Source organism: Actinomadura sp. 6N118, from assembly GCF_044326415.1.
GTDB lineage: Bacteria > Actinomycetota > Actinomycetes > Streptosporangiales > Streptosporangiaceae > Spirillospora.
Genome location: NZ_JBIRAZ010000025.1, coordinates 130,669 through 149,669, shown reverse-complemented (window position 1 = coordinate 149,669; position 19,001 = coordinate 130,669). Strand labels below are relative to the sequence as shown.

Annotated in this window: 18 protein-coding genes and 1 pseudogene; 5 read left to right on the top strand and 14 right to left on the bottom strand. The window is 70.4% G+C overall.

Annotated features, from left to right (window positions below; translation table 11 throughout):
* Positions 1–10 precede the first annotated feature (10 nt).
* Complete coding sequence (locus ACH34W_RS45170) at positions 11–949, top strand: NAD(P)/FAD-dependent oxidoreductase (protein ID WP_395967397.1); 939 nt, start codon at positions 11–13, stop codon at positions 947–949.
* On the top strand, positions 939–1,541 hold the full coding sequence (locus tag ACH34W_RS45165; protein WP_395967396.1) for a class I SAM-dependent methyltransferase: 603 nt from the start codon (positions 939–941) through the stop codon (positions 1,539–1,541). The genes ACH34W_RS45170 and ACH34W_RS45165 overlap by 11 nt, the downstream gene beginning before the upstream one ends.
* 432 nt (positions 1,542–1,973) lie before the next feature.
* On the opposite strand, the gene ACH34W_RS45160 is transcribed toward ACH34W_RS45165, so the two are convergent.
* The 5 genes from ACH34W_RS45160 to hisN form a co-directional block, all read right to left on the bottom strand.
* On the bottom strand, positions 1,974–2,903 hold the full coding sequence (locus ACH34W_RS45160; RefSeq protein ID WP_395967395.1) for a CU044_5270 family protein: 930 nt from the start codon (positions 2,901–2,903) through the stop codon (positions 1,974–1,976).
* On the bottom strand, positions 2,896–3,495 hold the full coding sequence (locus ACH34W_RS45155) for an RNA polymerase sigma factor (RefSeq protein WP_395967394.1): 600 nt from the start codon (positions 3,493–3,495) through the stop codon (positions 2,896–2,898). Before ACH34W_RS45155 ends, ACH34W_RS45160 begins: the two co-directional genes overlap by 8 nt.
* Positions 3,496–3,660: 165 nt before the next feature.
* Complete coding sequence (gene lhgO / locus ACH34W_RS45150; protein WP_395967393.1) at positions 3,661–4,854, bottom strand: L-2-hydroxyglutarate oxidase; 1,194 nt, start codon at positions 4,852–4,854, stop codon at positions 3,661–3,663.
* Between the two features lie 51 nt (positions 4,855–4,905).
* A complete protein-coding gene (locus ACH34W_RS45145; RefSeq protein WP_151566177.1) occupies positions 4,906–5,097 on the bottom strand; it encodes a hypothetical protein in 192 nt (63 codons plus the stop codon).
* 145 nt (positions 5,098–5,242) lie between these two features.
* The gene (hisN, locus tag ACH34W_RS45140) at positions 5,243–6,046 is read right to left on the bottom strand and encodes a histidinol-phosphatase (protein ID WP_395967392.1); all 804 of its coding nucleotides are present in this window, start codon (positions 6,044–6,046) and stop codon (positions 5,243–5,245) included.
* A 121-nt stretch (positions 6,047–6,167) separates the two neighbouring features.
* Between hisN and ACH34W_RS45135 the strand changes: the two genes are divergently transcribed.
* Entirely contained in the window at positions 6,168–7,022 is an 855-nt protein-coding gene (locus ACH34W_RS45135) for a hypothetical protein (protein WP_395967391.1), read from the top strand.
* Positions 7,023–7,049: 27 nt separating this feature from the next.
* Here the strand turns inward: ACH34W_RS45135 and ACH34W_RS45130 are convergent, their stop codons facing one another.
* A complete protein-coding gene (locus tag ACH34W_RS45130; protein WP_395967390.1) occupies positions 7,050–8,561 on the bottom strand; it encodes an FAD-binding oxidoreductase in 1,512 nt (503 codons plus the stop codon).
* 202 nt (positions 8,562–8,763) lie between these two features.
* Between ACH34W_RS45130 and ACH34W_RS45125 the strand changes: the two genes are divergently transcribed.
* Entirely contained in the window at positions 8,764–9,642 is an 879-nt protein-coding gene (locus ACH34W_RS45125; RefSeq protein WP_395967389.1) for an MHYT domain-containing protein, read from the top strand.
* On the opposite strand, the gene ACH34W_RS45120 is transcribed toward ACH34W_RS45125, so the two are convergent.
* The 8 genes and pseudogenes from ACH34W_RS45120 to ACH34W_RS45085 all read right to left on the bottom strand — a co-directional run bounded on the left by ACH34W_RS45120 (position 9,639) and on the right by ACH34W_RS45085 (position 17,906).
* On the bottom strand, positions 9,639–11,177 hold the full coding sequence (locus tag ACH34W_RS45120; protein WP_395967388.1) for a serine/threonine-protein kinase: 1,539 nt from the start codon (positions 11,175–11,177) through the stop codon (positions 9,639–9,641). The genes ACH34W_RS45125 and ACH34W_RS45120 overlap by 4 nt on opposite strands.
* A gap of 96 nt (positions 11,178–11,273) precedes the next feature.
* On the bottom strand, positions 11,274–12,452 hold the full coding sequence (gene rsgA / locus ACH34W_RS45115) for a ribosome small subunit-dependent GTPase A (protein WP_395967427.1): 1,179 nt from the start codon (positions 12,450–12,452) through the stop codon (positions 11,274–11,276).
* A gap of 14 nt (positions 12,453–12,466) precedes the next feature.
* Complete coding sequence (gene aroA / locus ACH34W_RS45110) at positions 12,467–13,768, bottom strand: 3-phosphoshikimate 1-carboxyvinyltransferase (protein ID WP_395967387.1); 1,302 nt, start codon at positions 13,766–13,768, stop codon at positions 12,467–12,469.
* A gap of 143 nt (positions 13,769–13,911) precedes the next feature.
* Positions 13,912–14,277: a DUF3455 domain-containing protein gene (locus tag ACH34W_RS45105; RefSeq protein WP_395967426.1), complete on the bottom strand. Its 366-nt coding sequence runs from the start codon at positions 14,275–14,277 to the stop codon at positions 13,912–13,914.
* A gap of 92 nt (positions 14,278–14,369) precedes the next feature.
* A pseudogene (locus ACH34W_RS45100) lies at positions 14,370–15,170 on the bottom strand (CHRD domain-containing protein); the annotation flags it as partial.
* A gap of 470 nt (positions 15,171–15,640) precedes the next feature.
* Positions 15,641–16,414: an anti-sigma factor family protein gene (locus tag ACH34W_RS45095; protein ID WP_395967386.1), complete on the bottom strand. Its 774-nt coding sequence runs from the start codon at positions 16,412–16,414 to the stop codon at positions 15,641–15,643.
* Positions 16,411–16,956: a sigma-70 family RNA polymerase sigma factor gene (locus ACH34W_RS45090; protein WP_395967385.1), complete on the bottom strand. Its 546-nt coding sequence runs from the start codon at positions 16,954–16,956 to the stop codon at positions 16,411–16,413. Before ACH34W_RS45090 ends, ACH34W_RS45095 begins: the two co-directional genes overlap by 4 nt.
* A gap of 191 nt (positions 16,957–17,147) precedes the next feature.
* Entirely contained in the window at positions 17,148–17,906 is a 759-nt protein-coding gene (locus tag ACH34W_RS45085) for a DoxX family membrane protein (protein ID WP_395967384.1), read from the bottom strand.
* 160 nt (positions 17,907–18,066) lie between these two features.
* Here ACH34W_RS45085 and ACH34W_RS45080 point away from each other — a divergent pair, with 160 nt between their 5' ends.
* The gene (locus tag ACH34W_RS45080) at positions 18,067–18,825 is read left to right on the top strand and encodes an SOS response-associated peptidase (protein WP_395967383.1); all 759 of its coding nucleotides are present in this window, start codon (positions 18,067–18,069) and stop codon (positions 18,823–18,825) included.
* Positions 18,826–19,001 lie beyond the last annotated feature (176 nt).

Genomic DNA, 19,001 nt, shown 5'->3' with positions numbered 1-19,001 from the left:
CAGTGTGGCCATGGATAACACGAAGTACGACGTCATCGTGATCGGTGGAGGTGCGGCGGGGCTCAGCGGGGCCCTGGCCCTGGCACGCTCGCGCCGTTCAGTATTGGTGATCGACGCCGGCGAGCCGCGCAACGCCCCGGCCGGACACATTCACAACTACCTCGGGCGCGAGGGCACACCCCCCGGCGAGCTCCTGGCCATCGGCCGAGGCGAGGTCACGTCCTACGGCGGCGAGATCGTCTCCGGGACCGTGACCGCGGCTCGCAAGGCGAACGACGGCTTCCATGTCGAGCTGGCCGACGGAAGCGCTGCGCATGCGCGCCGATTGCTGATCACTACCGGGCTGGTGGACGAGCTGCCCGACGTGCCGGGTATCGCCGAACGATTCGGACGCGACGTCCTGCACTGCCCGTACTGCCACGGCTGGGAGGTGCGCGACCAGGCGATCGGTGTGCTGGGCACCAACCCGTTCGGATTGCACCAGGCCAAGCTCTTCAGCCAGCTGAGCGCCGACGTGACCTACTTCGTCCACACCGGGCCCGCGCCCGCCGAGGACGAACGCGAGCAACTGGCCAAGCGCGGGATCACCTTCGTCGAGGGCGAGGTCGCCGGGATCGAAGTCAGCGACGATCGGCTCACCGGCGTCCGGCTGCGTTCCGGCGAGGTCGTTCCGCGCCAGGCCCTTGTGGTCTCGCCGCGCTTCACCGCCCGTGCCGGCCTGTTCGAGGCGCTCGGGCTGAAGCCGGTGGAGCTGGAGATGAACGGCACCGTCTTCGGCAGTCACATCCCGGCCGACCCGAGCGGTGCCACCTCCGTTCCGGGCGTCTACGTGGCCGGCAATGTGACCGACCTCAAGGCCCAGGTCATCGTGTCCGCCGCGGCCGGGCTGAACGCCGGCGCCATGATCAACTACGACCTCGTCGAGGAGGACATCCAGAATGTTCGATGAGAGCTACTGGGAGGAGCGCTACAGCTCCCACGAGCACGTCTGGAGTGGCCGTCCCAACGTCCAGCTGGTGGCCGAGACCTCCGAGCTGACTCCGGGCACCGCGCTCGACGTCGGCTGCGGCGAGGGCGCGGATGCCGTCTGGCTCGCGGAACGCGGCTGGAAGGTGACGGCGGTCGACTACTCCCAGACTGCGCTAGAACGCGGCGCCGTGAACGACCCGACCAAGAGCGTTCAGTGGGTACAGGGCGACATGAATACCTGGGACCCCGGCCAGCAGTTCGACCTGATCTCGTCGCAGTTCACGCACCCGCCGGACGGGCCGCGGCAGATCCTGTTCGCCCGGCTCGCCGGCATGGTGGCCCCGGGCGGCACCCTGCTGATCGTCGCGCATCATCCGTCCGACATGGAGACCGGGGTGCGGCCCCTGAAGATGCCCGAGCTCTTCTACACCGCCGAAGAGGTCGCCGACTCGCTCCCGAAGGACGAGTGGGAGATCGTCACCGCCGAGGCCCGCCCCCGCCTCGAAAAGCACAAGGGGGAGGGTCAGGAGGTCACGGTTCACGACACCGTCCTGCGAGCCCGCCGCACCTGACATTCTCGGCCTATGGCCGACATGTCGTGGATGAGCGCCGAGTACGTGGATCGCTGGCCGCGGCCGCTGACGACGCGGACGCGGCGCGCACTCGGCTGGTTGGCGGCGAGTCGGCCGTCTCCCATCTGGTCACCAGCGGCAGCCTGCGGGCAGTCGACAAGACCCCGCTCCCTGCACCGATCCCGAGGACATCGCCTTCCATATGGACGGCGAGGAACTGGACCATCCCCGCCGACGGCCCACCGGCACCTTCCGCGGCCCGGACTCCCTGAACGACGCCATCCCTTGGTGACCGGCGTCAAGGATTCGTCCCGCCGGCGCGGCGGTCGCGGCCACATGCGGTCCCATGAGTCATGACATGTCTGCGTCCCGGCAGCACGTGGGCCGGCGCCGCATCGGTGGTACTGATGCGGCGCCGGCCTTCGTGAGCGGTCAGGGACGGCCGCCCGGCTTGTCGACGATGCCGTATGCGAGACGCGCGACGTTCATCCTCACGGTGCCCTTCGGAAGGACGGCCGACTCTCCGCGGATCGAGCGCTTCTGCTCCCGGGTGGTGGTCATGCGAAAGCCCAGGAAGCGGTAGCTGCCGCGGGCCAGAAGGACCTCCCCGCGGACGCCGTCGCCTTCGCGGGTGACCGCGACGGCCGGACGGCCCGCGGCGTCCGTGGCGTTCTTGCTGACCGCGACCCCCGGGATCCGCGCCGTGGCCCGGTAGAGCGTGGCCTGCACGCTCGGAGGCAGCGCCACGTTGTGGGAGAGCAGGTCCGAGATCACCCGGAACGCCTTGTCGTTGCGGTCGGCTCCGGCGTAGTGATCGAAGTCCCGGTAGATCCGCTGAAGCGCCCCCTCGGGATCGCGTGGCAGCTTCTTGAGATAGACGACCAACTGTTGGGGACTCTTGTCGTCGTACCCCGGCTTGATCGCGGGCTTGATCTCGAGGCGGCCGGCTTCGATGGATGCGTGCGTGCGGCCGTCGAACCGGATCCAGTACTCGTGAACCTGCCGCCGGGTGTTCCCCGGGGCATGCAGCGACTTCTCGTACACCCACTGGGTCGGGCGCGGCGTGGTCTCAGGCTGGGCTTCGACCGTTCTGGCGGCGGTCTCCAGCACCTCGTAGGCACTCACCGGCTGCACCGGGGGCGGCGTGGTGGCCGGATCGCCCGGGACGAGCAGGACCGCGGCCGCACCTGCGGCCAGGGCCGCAGCGACGGCCATGAACAGGACCGGACGGCGGCGGGCGGGCCTGCGGGCCGCCGCGCCGTCGATGGTGGCGAGCAGGCGGATACGGGCCGCGGTCCTGGCGGACGCGGTGAGCGGCGGCACATCGGCCTCCAGTTCGCGCAGGACTTTGAGGTCATCCATGGATGGGCTCCTCCGTTACGGACGTCGGATCGACCCCGCCCAGGTCGTCGGAGAGTTTTCTTCGAGCGCGGTAAAGGCGTGAGCGCACTGTTCCCAGCGGCGTGCCGAGTGCCTCGGCGACCTCCTCGTAACTGAGGTCGCCCCACGCGACAAGCAGCAGAACGTCCCGGTAGCGAGCCGGTAGCCGCGCCAGGGCACCTGCCAGTGTGCGGTGGGTGTCCTCGGCGCCGACCCGGTCGGTCACGCGGTCGGCCAGCGGCTCGTCCCCCTGGGGGGCGGGCAGCCGCGACATCGCGCGCAGCCGGCGGGCCTCGGCACGGCCGTGGTGGCCGACCAGGTTGCTGACGATCCCGTACAGCCAGGGACGCGCGTCGGCGCGGGCCAGGTCGTAGCGGTCACGTCGCTGGAAGGCGATGACGAACGTCTCGGCCATGAGGTCGTCCGCGACGTGCGCGCCGAGCCGCCGGGCCGCGTACCGGTGAATGTCATCGGCGTAGCGGTCGAACAGCGTGGCGAACCCTTCCGGCTCATCCAAGGACCGTTCGATGATGGAGGCGTCGCTCTCGTCCGCGCTGCCTTGCTCGATGGTCACATGGGCCCCTTTGAGTCACAGCGATTCTTCCGAATGCGGGCATGGTCGGCTTCTGTTGGCCGATGCCGCTCATCGGGTTCCCGCCGTCGTCACCGGGGTGGGGTCATCGCGGCTGCCGGCGGCCGGAGGTGCCTACGGGCGTACCGGGACCGGCGCGATCGTGTCCTACCGGTGATCGATCACCTGGGCGGCCACGTATTCGGCGATCGCGAGGGAAGACGTTGCCGCGGGGGAGGGCGCGTTGCGGATGGTGGTGATGGGACCGATCGAGCCGATGCGGAAGTCGTCCACGAGGGAGCCGTCCGAGTCCACCGCCTGCGCCCGTACGCCGGCGGGTGCGGGCACCATGTCGGCGGCGGTCAGCTCAGGTACGAAGGCCTGCGCCTCGGCGAGGAACGCGCGTTTGACCGCCGAGCCGTACATCTCCTTGAGCCCCGTACGCCAGTGCCGCCGGGCCAGACGCCGGAAACCTGGCCAGCGCAGAGTCTCCCAGAGGTCGGCCGGGCGGATGTCGCGGCGACGGTAACCCTCGCGGGCCAGCGCCAGGACGGCGTTCGGGCCGACGTCGACGCCGCCGTCCACCCGCCGTGTGAAATGCACGCCGAGGAACGGATAGCGCGGATCAGGCACGGGATAGATCAGCCCGCGGACGAGATCTGTGCGCGCCGGGACGAGACGGTAGTACTCGCCTCGGAACGGCACGATCGCAGGTGCGGGAGAGTCCCCGGCCAGTCTCGCCACCCGGTCGGAGTGCAGGCCGGCGCACACCACCAGGTGGTCGAAGGTGAGTTCGTTGTCCGGTGACGACACCACGACCTGATCGCCCGCGCGCCGCAGCCGTACGACCTCGAAGCCCAGCCGGACCTCGCCTCCCGCCTTGCCCACGTCGTCGGCGTACGCGCGGGCGACCGCAGTGAAGTCCACGATCGCGGTTGTGGGGGAATGCAGGGCGGCCACACCGGTCGCATGTGGTTCGATCTCGCGGAGCCCGGCGGCGGACAGGCGGCGCAGGCCGGGCACGCCGTTCTCGGTCGCGCGCCGCTCGATCTCAGCGAGGGCGCCGAGTTCGTCGGCGGAACGCGCGATCACGACCTTGCCGCACTCGTCGTAGGGAAGGTCGTGATCGGCGCAGTAGTCCTTGAGGAGGTTGATGCCGCGCCGGCACAGGGTCGCCTTGAGCGATCCGGGGGCGTAGTACAGCCCGGCATGCGCGACGCCGCTGTTGTGGCCGGTCTGGTGGGCGGCGATCCGGTCCTCCTTGTCGAGGACCGTCACAGCTGCGTCCGGACGCAGCTCAGCGAGCCGCCTGGCCACCGCCAGGCCGAGAATGCCCGCGCCCACCACGCCGATCCGAGTCACGAGCCGATGCTCGCACACCGCTCCCGGCCGTAGGCCAGCGCGGGCAACGGATCAGCTGCCGAGACGCTTGCGGCCCTGGGCACGTACCCGCTTGCGCTGGGAGGGGTCAAGCATGAGGTAGCCCGCGAGCGGTGCGCCGAGGACGCCGAGAATGATCAGTGCGGTGACCCACCACGGGAAGATGAACAGGGTGAGGAAGCCAACGACGACACCGCCGATGACGAATTTGGTCTTGGTGGACATCTCCTACCTCCGTATGGCCGCCCGATTGTTAAACGGCTGCGAAGGGGCTGCCGGTTCCACGATATGTCGCGAGTGTCCGGCCGTCCAAGAAGTGCGAAGCGTTGTGGATCAGATACGGAGAGATGGAGCGGATGCGGGGGGCTGATCAGATACGGAGAGAGAGCTGACCGCCGCCCAGTGTGCGGAGGACGTCGGCGTGCAGCTTGCCGTTGGTGCAGACCACGCTGCCGCCGTCCGGGCCCGGGACGCCGGCCAGGTCGGTGAACATGCCGCCCGCCTCCTCGACGATCACCTGCAGGGCGGCGAGGTCCCACAGCGAGACCTCGGGCTCGGTGGAGATGTCCACGGCGCCCTCAGCGACCATCATGTGCGACCAGAAGTCGCCGAAGGCCCGGGTGCGCCAGACCGAGCGGCCGAGGTCGAGGAAACGTTCCAGCCGCCCCTGCTCCTCCCAGCCGCTGAGGCTGGAGAACGAGAGCGAGGCGTCCGACAGTTCGGAGACTGAGGAGACCTGCAGCCGGGTGGCGCGGGCGAGGCTCCGGCCCGTCCAGGCGCCGCCGCCGCGGGCGGCCCACCAGCGGCGGTTGAGGGCGGGCGCCGAGACGAGGCCGACGACGACCTCGTCGTACTGCATCAGCGCGATGAGCGTGGCCCACACCGGAACGCCGCGGACGAAGTTCTTGGTGGCGTCGATCGGGTCGATGACCCAGCAGCGCGCGCCGTAACCGGTCCTGCCGTACTCCTCGCCCAGGACGGCGTCCCGGGGGCGAGCCCGCTTGAGGGTGCCACGGATCTGTTCTTCGACGCTGCGGTCGGCGTCACTGACCGGGGTCAGGTCAGGCTTGGTCTCGATGCTCAGATCGAGTGCCTTGAACCTTTTGGTCGTGATGTCGTCGGCCGCGTCCGCCAGCACATGGGCGAGACGCAGGTCATCGGAATAGCCTGCCACGGCGTGACACGCTACCGTGATCACACCCTGCGCCGACACTCTTACCGGGTGGAAGAACCTTCGACGCTCGGACAAGGCGTTGCGACCGGCTGATCGGCCTCATTAATGGGAGCATGGGCGAATGGCGCACGACCTTCCCGGGTGGGTGGCCGAACTGACCGACCCACGCCGGGCGCAGACGCTCGAAGAGCTCGCCGACCGGCTTGTCCCGCTCGCCGAACACGCGATCGACGTGTCCCGGCGGTTGCAGGCGCTGCTCAACGAGCTGAACGACCCATTCCGCCGGGAGGCCCTGTACGGACGGGTGGAACGGCTGAAGAGCCGGGCCGGTGAGGCGCTCGACGAGATCGCCGCCGAGATCGGCGCGTCCGGGGAGAGCCGGATCGAGAAGATCTGGGCCGACTGGATCGAGCGGGCCGGGCCCGGCGAACGTGACGCCGCCAAGGTCAGGGAGCTGCGTCGCCGTCTGGAGACCGACGTGGTGCCGGTGCTCACCGAGCAGCAGCAGGCGGTGGCCACGCAGGTCGCCGCCCGGACGTCGGCCGCCCTGGAAGAGGCCACCCAGACGCTGCTCACACGGGTCGAGGAACTGGCCAAGGCGGTGACCGACCTGATCCACGAGGTGCTGCCGCTGGCCCGCGAGGGCCTCACGCTCGCCAGCCGGATCTCCGGCCTGTCCAGCCGGGCCCGCAAGGCGGGCCGCGGCCCGATCCCGGACGAACTCCAGGAGCTGGGTGCCGAGACCTCGCGCGCCTTCGACGAGGCGGTCGCCCGGCTGGAGCTGGAGTGGGCCGCGCTCGGTGCCCGTTCGGCGACGGTGCGGGCGGCGTTGCGCGGCGCCGAGGAGTCCGCGTTCAGCCATGTGACCACCGCGATGACGTTGTGCGTGGAGGATCTGGCGCCCGATCACGTCAAGGTTCTGAACGAGGCCGAAGAACGCGCCAACGAGCTCTACGACGAGCTCAGCCAGAGCTGAGCGGAGCCAACCGACAGCCTGCGGCGGTCAGCCGACTGCCTGCGGGAAGCGGAAGAGCCGTTGTGGGTCGTACGCGGCCTTGACCTTGGTCAGGCGGTCGAGGTTGGGCCCGTAGTACGCCTGGCGCCAGCTGGCGAGTTCGGGGTCGATGTAGTTGACGTACGCGGCGCCGCCCGCGTACGGCTCCATGGCTTGATGGGTGCCGCGCAGCCACTCGCGGTCGCCGCCGTTCGCCAGGTATTGGATGCAGTACAGGCCCTGCCGGTGCGGGAACGCGGTGTCGCCGGGCCGCAGCCGCTTGACTGCGCCGCCGAGCGCGTCCATGAGCACTGACCTGCCTGTCACATCGTTGCCGCGCGTGAACCGCGCGACCAGCGTGGCGATGGCGTCGTCCGAGAGCGGGCGCGACACGATGTGCGACTTGCCCGCGTAGTCCGTCCGCGGGAAGCGTCCCGATGGGCGCTGTCCCGGCAGCGTGCCCTGGCTGTGGCAGCCGTCGATCGTCCGGCCCGCGCAGCCCCCCACCTGCTGCATGGTCGCGAGGTGGGAGCGGCGCTGGAGGTTGGGCCCGTCCGGATCGACCCCCACGGCGGCGGCGAGCCGGGCGAGATCGGGTCCGGCGTCGGAGAGCGCCACCCCCGTGATCTCGATCGTCGGGGTGCCCGCGGAGGGCTGGGCGTTGATATGGGCGCTGGTCCAGACACCGTCGGCGGCGGACGGCAGCCAGCGTTGCCAGCCGCTGATCACGGCGGCCGCGCGCGACCAGGGCCAGCGCAGGTCGAACGTGGTCAGGTCGGCGGCCTCGTGCGTCCGGAACGTGAACTCCACCGCGACCCCGAAGTTGCCGCCGCCACCGCCCCGGCACGCCCAGAAGAGCTCGGGCTCCCGGTCGGCGTCGCAGGTGACGACGCGGCCGTCGGCGGTCACGACCCGTGCCGACTCCAGAACGTCGCAGGTCAGCCCGTGCGCGCGGGACAGGACCCCGAACCCGCCGCCCAGCGTCAGCCCCGCGACCCCCACCGTCGGGCATGTGCCCGCAGGCACACCGCGGCCCTCGCGCGAGAGCCGGTCGTACAGATCGATCAGCCGGGTCCCGGCACCGACCACCGCCCGCCCGCCGTCGTATTCGACCGTGCTCATCGCGGACACATCGATCACCAGGCCCGGCCCGGTGGACCAGCCCGCGTAGTTGTGCCCGCCGCAGCGCACCGCCACCGGCAGCCGCTGCCGGGCCGCGAACGCCATGCACTCGGCCACGTCTTGGGCGTTGTCGCAGTAAACGACCCCCGCCGGGCGGATGCGGTCGTAACGAGGGATGTAGAGGCGGCGAGCCCGGGCGTACGAGGCGTCGCCGGGCCGGATCAGCCGTCCGTCCAGGGTGCGGGCGAGCGCGTTCCAGTCGGCCGCACCCGTCGGACCAGGCGAGACAGGGGAGGAGGCGGCGGGAGGACGCCGTGGGGGCGTGCGTGGCTCGTCCGAGGAGCACCCTGCCGCGAGGGCGCTCACCGCTGTGGTCGTCAGGAACCCCCGCCGATTCATATGACCATTCTCACCACTGATTCCCTTTTTGCACCTGAACTTCCCAAGTCTCATTGGGCGTAGAGGGATCGTTAGCGATCTTCGGCAACCTTCGCATCAGAGGTCGCCCTGGCCGCAAGCGGTCAAGCAAGTCCTTGTTTCACCTACTGATCGACTCGTTAGCATGCGTCCACATTGGCGCAGTTCATTCGGGGGATTCGTGATGGCTGAAGTGCACCATTTCGCCTATGGGGTCTCGACGCCCCTGCTCGCATACGTCATGTCGGTGGTCGGCTCGCTGCTCGGCCTGATGTGCACGGCGCGCGCCCGCGCCACCGAGGGGACTCGGCGGGCCTCCTGGCTCGGGCTCGCGGCGTTGTCCATCGGGGGCACCGGGATCTGGGTGATGCACTTCATCGCGATGCTCGGCTTCCGCGTCCCCGGCGCACAGATCCGCTACGACGTCCCGCTCACGCTGCTCAGCGCGTTCATCGCGATGGGGGTCGTGGGCGTCGGGCTGTTCACGGTCGGCTTCGGCGGCCCGCAGCTGGCACCGCTGCTGTCCGGCGGCGTGGTCACCGGCATCGGTGTGGCGAGCATGCACTACACGGGCATGGCGGCGATGCACACGTCCGCGCACGTCGGGTACCACTTCGGCGTCGTGCTGCTGTCGGTCCTGATCGCGATGGCCGCGGCCACCGTGGCGCTGTGGTTCACGCTGCGGGTACGGGGCACCCGGGCCACCGTCGGCGCCGCGTTGATCATGGGTGTGGCGGTGTCGGGCATGCACTACACCGGCATGGCGGCCATGCGCGTGGAGCTCGACGGCCCCGTCCACGTGCCCGACGGCGCGCGGCCGTTCGACTTCCTGCTCCCGCTGATCATCTTTATCAGCCTGGTGGCGACCGTGCTCCTGGTGATCGTCTCCATCGCCCCCACCGAGGACGAGCTTCTCGACGAGGCGCGCTCCCAGGCGAAGGAAACGGCCGCCACTCCGCCAGAGACAGCGCGGCAGCCCGGCCCGTCGGGGATGTCTTCGTCCCGGCCGCCCCTCATCGTGCCGCGCCGTCCGCCGAACGACCCGCCCCGGGGACGCTCCTAGGGGCGGCGGAAGCTTGAGAGGAACGTCTCGAACTTGGCGTTGCTGTCCTGCCAGTTGTGCTGGCCCGAGACGAGGAACGTCATGTAGAGCGCGCCGTTGTACGAGAAGACCCGCACGCGGCAATGCCCGGCCTTGCTGTTCTTGTTGAACGTGAACTCGAACTCCGCGGCCTTGCCGTCCTGGAACGGGATGTTCTCGCGCCATGCCACCTGCTTGTAGTTGGCGTAGCTGGAGTCGTTCTGGAAGTTCTGCGCCGCGCTGTTCAGGTGGCTCGCCTCGCTGCCCGTGGTGTTGGCGAGGTGCTGGAAGAAGATGCCACGGGTGGCGGCGCCGTCCGGGTCGGTGAACGACACGTTGCGGCCGACCTGCTCCTGCTTCCAGCCTTGCGGGACGGCGGCGGCGAACGTCCCGCTGTAGGTCTGGAAACCCGCCGGGGCGTTGGTCTGGGGCTGGCGGGACGCCGTGACACCGCCGCTGGTGGTCCGGCTGACCGCGCCGGGTGAGGTGCCGCTTCTCGGGTTGTCGTCGTCACCCATGAACGAGATGAAGACGATCACCGCTGCCACGAGCACGGCGGCGAGCACGCCCGCCGGGATGACGATGGCCCAGCGCTGCGCAGTGGAACGGCGGGGCGGGGTCTCCATCGTGGGCGGCGGAGGCGTGGGAGGCAGGGTCATGTCCCGGGCGGGCGTGCCCCCGACCGGGGACGGCGACCAGGCCGGCTCCGGAGTGCCCTGGGCGATCTGCCGCAGCTGGTGGATCGCGTCCTCGGCGCGGAGCCGCTGCTCCGGGTCCTTGCGGAGCAGCCCTTCGAGCACCGGCTGCAGGGGACCGGCCTGCCGCATCGGGTCTGGATCGTCGTTGAGGACGGCGGCCATCACGCCCCAGACGTCCTGCCGCTGGTACGGGGGACGGCCCTCGACGGCGGCGTAGAGCGTCGCGCCCAGCGACCACATGTCGGACGCCGGGGATGCCTTCTGGTGGCGGGCGAGCTCCGGGGCCAGGTACGCCGGCGAGCCGACGATGGCCCCCTCCTGGGTGAGGGTCTCGTCGCCCGCCACGGTGGCGATGCCGAAGTCGGTGAGGACGGCCCGGTTGTGGGGGAGCAGCACGTTCCCCGGCTTCACGTCCCGGTGCACCACCCCGGCCGCGTGCGCGGCGCGCAGGGCGTCCAGGACGTCGGCGCCGATCGCCGCGACCCGGGCGGGCGGCAGCGCCCCCTCGCGCGAGATCACCCGGTCGAGCGCGGGAGCCCGGACCAGCTGCATCACGATCCAGGGCCGGCCCTCGTGCTCGACCACGTCGTAGACCGTGACGATGCCCGGATGGTCGAGCCGGGCGGCCGAGCGGGCCTCGCGGAACGTCCGGGCGTCAACGCGCTCGCGCTGCTCCTCGTCCATGCCCGCCGGGAGGGCGACCTCCTTGATCGCCACCTCGCGGTCGAGCATCCGGTCACGGGCCCGCCAGACGGCGCCCATGCCACCGCTGCCGAGCAGTTCCACGAGCTCGTACCGCTCTGCGATGACGTGGGGCATAGCAGGACGATACCGACGACGGGGCGGCGAATCCCGCGCTATTTGCTCTGCGCTGTACGGCCTGCGCTAACCGACCCTGCGCTATTCCGCCCTGCACTATTCGGCCTCGCCCTCGCGCGCGGCCAAGAGGCGGCGGAGCGAGTCGAGGCGTGCCCGGGACGCGTGCCCCTCGGTGACCCACTCGTCCAGCCCGCAGTCCTGCCCTGCCTCTCTGGGGGGGCGACCCCCCAGGCCCCCCGGCAACTGCTCCCCGGTGGTCCTCGCTTCGCTGCGGCCACCGGGGAGATGGTCGCAGTGCGGCGGGCAGCGCTCGGCGGCTCCCTCGGCCAGGTCCTCGAAGGCGTGGATGACGTTCTCGGGCTTGATGTGCGCGAGGCCGAAGCTGCGGATGCCCGGGGTGTCGATGATCCAGCCCTCGCCGTCGGGGAGCTCCAGCGCGACCGCCGAGGACGACGTGTGACGGCCGCGGCCGGTGACCGCGTTGACATGGCTCACGGCGCGCTCGGCGTCCGGGACGAGGGCGTTCACCAGAGTCGACTTGCCGACACCCGAATGGCCGACGAGCACGCTCATGCGGTCCTTCAGGTGGCCGCGCAGCTCCCGGTTCTCGCCGAGCTCCTCGCCCTGCACCGTGACCACGTACGGGACGCCGAGCGGGGCGTACTCGGCCACCAGGGCGTCGGGGTCGCCCAGGTCGGCCTTGGTGAGGCAGAGCAGCGGGTCCATGCCCGCGTCGTACGCGGCGACGAGCTGGCGGTCGATCATCCGGGGCCGCGGCACGGGATCGGCGAGCGCCGTCACGATCACCAGCTGGTCCGCGTTGGCGACGATGATCCGCTCGAACGGGTCGGTGTCGTCGGCCGTGCGGCGCAGGGACGAGGTCCGCGGCTCCACCCGGACGATCCGCGCCAGTGTGTCGGGATCGCCGGACACGTCTCCGACCAGCGCGACCCGGTCGCCCACGACGACGCCCTTGCGGCCGAGCTCGCGGGCGCGCATCGCGACCACCCTGCGCCTTCCCGGCCGTGCCGCCGCCTCTTCCGCGCTGCGGGGGTCGTGCGGGGTCGTCCCTCCACCTAGATCTGGGCGGTCGTCGGTGCCCTCGTCGGTGCTGTCGTCGAGCAGGCACTGGTAACGGCCGCGGTCCACGGCCGTCACGAAGCCGGCGACCGCGTCGTCGTGCGCCGGGCGGCGCCGGGTGCGCGGCTTGGAGCCGCGGCGCCCGGGGCGTACCCGGACGTCGTCCTCGTCGTAGTCGCGTGTTCGGCGTGCCAGTGGTCCGGACCCTTCTAGGCGGGGCCGAGCGGAGAGGCGGTCACCATCGAGCCCCACAGCTTGGTGAAGTCGGGAAGTGTCTTGCCCACCGTGGCCACGTTCTCCACCTCGACGCCGGGAACGGCGAGGCCGAGGACCGCCGCGGCCATGACCATCCGGTGGTCGTCGTAGGTGTGGAAGACGCCGCCGTGCAGCGGGCGCGGGTTGATCTGGAGGCCGTCCGGGAGCTCCCGGGCGTCCCCGCCGAACGCGTTGATCTCGTTGACCAGGGCCGCGAGCCGGTCGGTCTCATGGCCGCGCAGGTGCGCGATCCCGGTCAGCCGGGAGGGGGTGGCGGCGAGCGCGGCGAGGGCCGCCAGGACGGGGGTGAGCTCGCCGACCTCGTGCAGGTCGGCTTCGAGGCCGTCGAACGTGCCGGTGCCGCGGACGGTCAGGCCGCCCGGCCCGCGTGACACCTCGGCGCCCATCGCCGCGAGGAGGTCGCGCAGGGCGTCACCGGGCTGCGTCGTGCGCTCGGGCCAGCCGGGCACCGTGACCCGGCCGCCGGTCACCAGCGCGGCGCCGAGGAACTGCGCGGCGTTGGACAGGTCCGGCTCGATGACGGTCTCGCCGCCGCGGAGGGGGCCCGGCGCCACCCGCCACACGTTCTCCTCGGTCTCGACCGTCGCGCCCACGGCGCGCAACATCTCGACGGTCATGGCCAGATGCGGCGCGGACGGGACGGGCGGCCCCTCATGCCGTAGCTCCACGCCCTTGTCGAAGCGCGGCGCGGCCAGCAGCAGGCCCGAGACCAGCTGGGAGGAGCTGGAGGCGTCGATGGTGACGGTCCCGCCCCGCACGGCTCCGGTGCCCCGGATGGTGAACGGGAGAGCGCCTCGTCCGCCGTCGTCGATCTCCACACCCAGCGCGCGCAGCGCCGTGATGATCGGGCCCATCGGGCGCTTGCGCGCGTACGGGTCGCCGTCCACGACGACCTCGCCGTCAGCCAGCGCCGCGACCGGGGGCACGAACCGCATCACGGTGCCGGCGAGGCCGCAGTCGATGTGCGCCGGGCCCGTCAGCTTGCCGGGGAGGATCTGCCAGTCGTCCGCGTCTTTGTTGGATGCGGCCTCGCCGATGCCCACCCCGAGCGAACGCAGCGCCTCGGCCATGAGCTCGGTGTCGCGGCTATGAAGCGGGCGTGTCACGGAGGTGGGGGAGCCTGCGAGGGCGGCCAGGATCAGCGCACGGTTGGTCATCGACTTGGACCCGGGAATCGCCACGGTGGCGTCGACCGGGGCATGGGCTACCGGGGCGGACCAGTGCGGAGCAGGCATAACCCCAAGGTTATCGGGATGCGGTGGCGAGCCGGGATCCTGGCAGCGGAAAGCCGCACGGTGGCGTGGACCGGCCACCGTGCGGCGCTCCCCGGGAATGCGGGGCCCGGTCGTGACCCTCGGCGATCAGCCGAGGAAGACGATCAGCCGAGGAAGAGGTAGTCAGCCTGGTAGGGAACCTTGGCGCCGGCGCCAGGGGCGCAGGTGCCCGCGGGGGCGACGCCGCCGATGGTGTTCAGGCGGAGGATCGCGGTCGAACCGGCCAGCAGGCCCTGCTTCGCGCCGGCCTGGGTGGCGTCGAGGACGAGCTCAGGGATGTTGCCATCGCCGTTGGGCGTCTTGACGACGGCCTTGCCGGTGACGGCGCTGCCATCCCGGGCGACCCACTGCGGCGGGCCCTGCGGGCCGGGCTTGACGAACGAGTGCGCGATCGGGCCGGCCAGCGTGGCGGTGACGCCTTCCTGCGTGAAGGCGAGCGTGCCGTCGGCCTGCTTGGTGCAGCGGTAGATCTGTGCGCCGCTGATGACCGGCTTGGTGAACGTCCGGGCTTGGGTGCCGCTGAATGGCGCAAACTGGCCACGGATGGCGCCGCCGGGAACTCGGCGGTGTGGAGGTTCGAGTAGTAGTTCTCCGGCTGGCGCATGATGCGGTCCGCGACGTCGCCGGCCACCGGCGTCATCCCGGCCAGGCCGGTCACCCCGGCGGGGAGGCCGGCGGGGGCGGCGAAGAGGTCCGCGGCGACCGGGCCGTTGACGCCCTTGGTGCCCTGGTGGATGTGGCCGACGGTCGGCTGAGCGGTGGACGACCAGGTGAAGCCCCAGGTGATCATGGCGCCGTGGCTGCGGGCGAACGCGGTACCCCGGCCGTCGGGGTCACCGGTCTTCTTGCCCTCCGCGCTGGGGATCTCCTGCGCGCCGTCGGCGATGGATTGCAGGGTCGCGGGCGTGGAGCCGATGAGCACGCCGTTCAGGTCGGCGGGCTTGCTGAGCTTGTGGAACTGGCCGCGTACGGCTCCGCCCGGGAACTCACCCGTGTGCAGGTTGGCGTAGAAGCCGTTCGGGTTGCTCTTGAGCTGGTCCAGCGTGGCCTTGTCGGTGACCTGGACGACTCCCGCGACCGCTCGCGCGGTGTCCGGCAGGTTTCCGGCGAAGAACGGCACCTTGACCGCGCCGTTCGCGCCCTTGGCGCCGAGGTGGATGTGCCCGGCGGTCGGCGCCGCGACATTGCTCCAGCGCAGCGCGTACCAGATCCGGTCGCCCTGGATGCGGATCAGCGCCGTCGCGCTCCCGTCCCGGTCGCCCACGGCCTTCCCATCCGCCGCGGGCACCTCGTTGCGGCCGAGCAGGCTCGCCGCCAGGTAGGTGATCTCGCTGCCCTGAGGGGCGGTCCCGGGGGCGTCCACGGGAAGCGCACCGTTCTGCGCGGCCGCCGCTGCTGCGGCCGTGCGGCCGTGGCCGTGGCCGTTGCCCTGCTCCGCGACCGCGGATTTACCATTGGCGGACTTATTCGAGGCGCCGGTGATTTCACCGGTAATTCCAGTGGCGGCGGCCACTCCGGCCCCGGGAAGCGATAATTGCGGCGGCGGCGACGGTGGGCACCACGATCTTGCGAACGGACATTGTTTTACCCCTGGTCTCTAGGGTGTGGCTTTATTGCCTTCACCCTGAGGCACGCGGTGGTCGCCGACCCGGGTTCAATAGGTTTAACATTTCTTTTCTTATTTCAATGATGCGATTCCCTTATCAATTGGACGCCTGTCATTTGGACATGCGAAAGCCGCCCGGCGGGGGTCGCGTTGCCGGGCGGCTCTCAGGTACGAGGGTCGGTCAGATGTACGAGGGTCGGTCAGATGGGGGCCTCAGACTGGAACGGTCAGACCGGGATGGTCAGCAGGGTCCCGCCGCCGCCTTCGACCACGACCTCGAACCGGTCGAGGTCCGCACGCGGGATGGATGTGCCGCCGTGGGTGACGAGCGGCGCGGGCGAGCCGGGCACGCCGTAGCCCTTGTTCGGGACCCGCCAGCCGGTGACGACCGTTCGCTCACCGGTGCGGGACACCGCCTCCAGGCGGCACTTCAGCGGGCCGCGCACATTGCGCAGCTCAAGCCCGACGTGCGTGCCCCAGAGCTTGCTCTCCAAGCCCACGACACCGGCCGCGCCGGTCTTGGCGTCGCTGCCGTTGTGCCGTTCGCCCCAAATGACGAGGGCCTGCGCCGGGCCGTGGTTGTGGCCGGGCTCGGTGCCGCCGCCCTCATTGTTGATCGCTGCGCCCACCGTGATCCCGGTGGCCAGCACCGCGGCGGCGGCGATCGAGCCGATCGCGTACGTGCCGCGACGGCGCCGCTTGTCGAGTTGACGGCGGCGCCGCATCATGTCGATAACGGCGTCGGGTGGGGCGTCCCCCGAATCCGGAACGTCGGGTTCGGCGGCCGGCGGGGCGGCGTCGTCGCCCCGCCCGTGCACATGCCCGACGTCGGTGAAAGAGCCGATCTCGCTCAGCGCGTCCGCCATTCCGCTCATCTCGGCGAGCTCGGCGGTGCACGTTTCGCATTCACGGAGGTGCGCCTCGAAGGCCCTTTTATCGTCCTCTTCCAAAAGGCCCAGGGCATAGGCTCCGACATCGGTGTGCTCGACTTCTGGAGTCATGCCGTCACCCCCCTTTCTTCCAATGCGACGCGCAGTGCGCGGAGTGCGTAATAAACTCGGGACTTGACTGTCCCTACCGGAATGCCGAGTACTTCCGCGGCCTGATTGACTGTCCGGTCGCGAAGGACTGTCTCGGTCAGCACTTCGCGGTGAGCGGGTGACAGTGCGTTCAACGCCTCGGCCACGACCACCTTGTGCAAGAGGCCGTCCATCTCATCCGCCATCGGAACGTTCTCCAGGGCGCCGTCGCCGACCTCCGGCGGCCGGACGTCGCGGTGCCGTCGATTGTCGATGACGATACGTCTGGCGACTGTGGCGAGCCAAGGCATCAGGGATGCTGTTGTGGCATCGAGACGGTCGGCATTGCGCCAGGCGCGGACCATGGTCTCCTGCACCACGTCCTCCGCCCACTGCCGGTCCCCCGCGGTGAGCCGGAGCACGAAGGCCAGCAGTGGGCGGTGGTACTCGCGGTACAGCTCCGCGACGAGTCTCTCGTCGTCGGCGTCGCGTACCGGTCTTGGGCGGCGGAGAAGGTTCCGCAACCCACCCCCGGTGGGGCGTCCGACTGTTCCGGGCATTGCCATGGCCGGGCGTCTCCGTCAGGTAGGAGGGGATCCCTGAAAGAACGGGCGGTCAGTGGGCAGTACGAGGCCGCACCCATGGGTGGTTCAACGGATTTTAGGTTTTCTTATGGTCGGCTTGAGGAAGCCGGGCCCTTCCGGAGCCGCCAGGTTCAGCGCTTCCGCGCCTTCGACGCCCTGCCCTTGGCCGCCTGAACGGGCTTGGACGCGGCCGATCCGGCCTTGCTGGCGGCCGATCCGGCCTTGCCGGCGGCAGTGCCGGCCTTGGAGGCGGCCTGGGAGGTGCCCTTGACGGTCGCCTTGGAAGCCGCCTTCGCGGCCTTGGCCGACCTGGCCAGTGCCTTGGCGGTCTTGCGGTCGCCCTGCCTGCGGGCTTCCTTGATCTGCCGCGCCGCCTCCCTCCGGGCGTTCTTGAGCTCGGCCTTGGTCTCCTTGCGGAGAGCCTTGGACTCCATGGCCGCCTGGACGCGGGCGTCGCGGACCTGCTGCCGGAGCTCGCCGACGCGGCGGCCGCGGCGCGGCTCGGTGGCGACCATGAGCAGGGCGCCGAAGAGACTGGCGTTCTTAAGGAGGTGCGAACGCTCGCTGTTGCGGCGTTCCGGGTCGTCCTCGGTCCAGTACCGGTGCTCGCTCGCCATGGCGGGCACCAGCTGGACCGCCATGAGGAACGTGGTCGCGCGGCGGAACTTGCCGGTCAGCAGCAGCACACCGGTGCCGAGGCTGAGCGCGCCCTCGATGCGCACGAGGCTCTCGGGGTCCTTGGTGGGGAGCCAGTCGAGACGGTCGGCGATCGGCTTGACGGTGGGTGCGACCTGCTCGGCGCGCGGACGCGGGTCGCGGAGTGTCTCCAGGCCGGTGATGATGTACGGGGCCGCCACGAAGGGTCGGGCCAGAGTCGTGAAGGGTCGCATGGGCCCTCTATGCCCGCCACCCGAGGGGTCAAGCGCAGCTTGTCCCTTGTTGGGCGGGCGGGTGGGGGCTGGCGGCGGTCAAGCGCAGCTTGGCGTGCGCCCACCGTCCGGAAACGGTCTGGGTTGGTGGCCTGTCAGACCCAGCGGGCAGGATGGGCACATGTGCGGTCGCTATGCCACGGCCCGGGCGCGCCAGGAGCTGATCGACGAGTTCCAGGTGCAGGTCGACGCCGTCGAAAAGGATCTTCAGCCCGACTACAACGTCGCGCCCACCAAACAGGTGCCGGTCGTGCTCACGCGCGCGGCCAAGGACGAGCCCGAGGAGGAGGCGCAACGGACACTCCGCACCGTGCGCTGGGGGCTGGTGCCCGTGTGGGCCAAGGACCTGTCCATCGGCAGCCGCATGATCAACGCCCGGTTCGAGACGGTGCATGAGAAGCCCGCGTACCGCCGGGCCTTCGCCAGGCGGCGCTGCCTGCTCCCCGCCGACGGCTACTTCGAGTGGTACGTCCTGGAAGACTCCCGGACGGACGACCCCGCCGAAGGGGAGAAGGCCAAGAAGAAAAAGCCGCAAAAGCAGCCCTTCTTCATCCATCCCAAGGACAACGCGGTCATGGCGATGGCCGGGCTCTATGAGCTGTGGAAGTCGCCCGAGAACGAATGGGTGTGGACCTGCACGGTCATCACGACCGACGCCCCCGACGAGCTCGGCCGCATCCACGACCGGATGCCGATGATCGTCACCCCCGACCGCTGGGACGCCTGGCTCGACCCGGGGCTGACCGACACCGACCAGGTACGTGAGCTGCTCACCCCCGCGATGGCCGGGAACTTCGAGGCCTATCCGGTCTCAAAGGCCGTGAACAGCGTAAAAAACAACGGTCCAGAACTGATACAGCCCTCGACAAATGGGGGATAGTTCTGGCAAACATTCCGACACCTTGTTCTGACCGCCGCAACCGGTAGTTTTCGCGCCGGTGTCCCGTCCCGGCGCTTCCTGCCCGGTACCCCCTGGCCGGAGCTCCCCGTCGGTGGCGGTCGGAGGCGAGGCCCACCCCCTTTGCCCGGGGCATTACCGGGAGGAGCTCGGAGCAC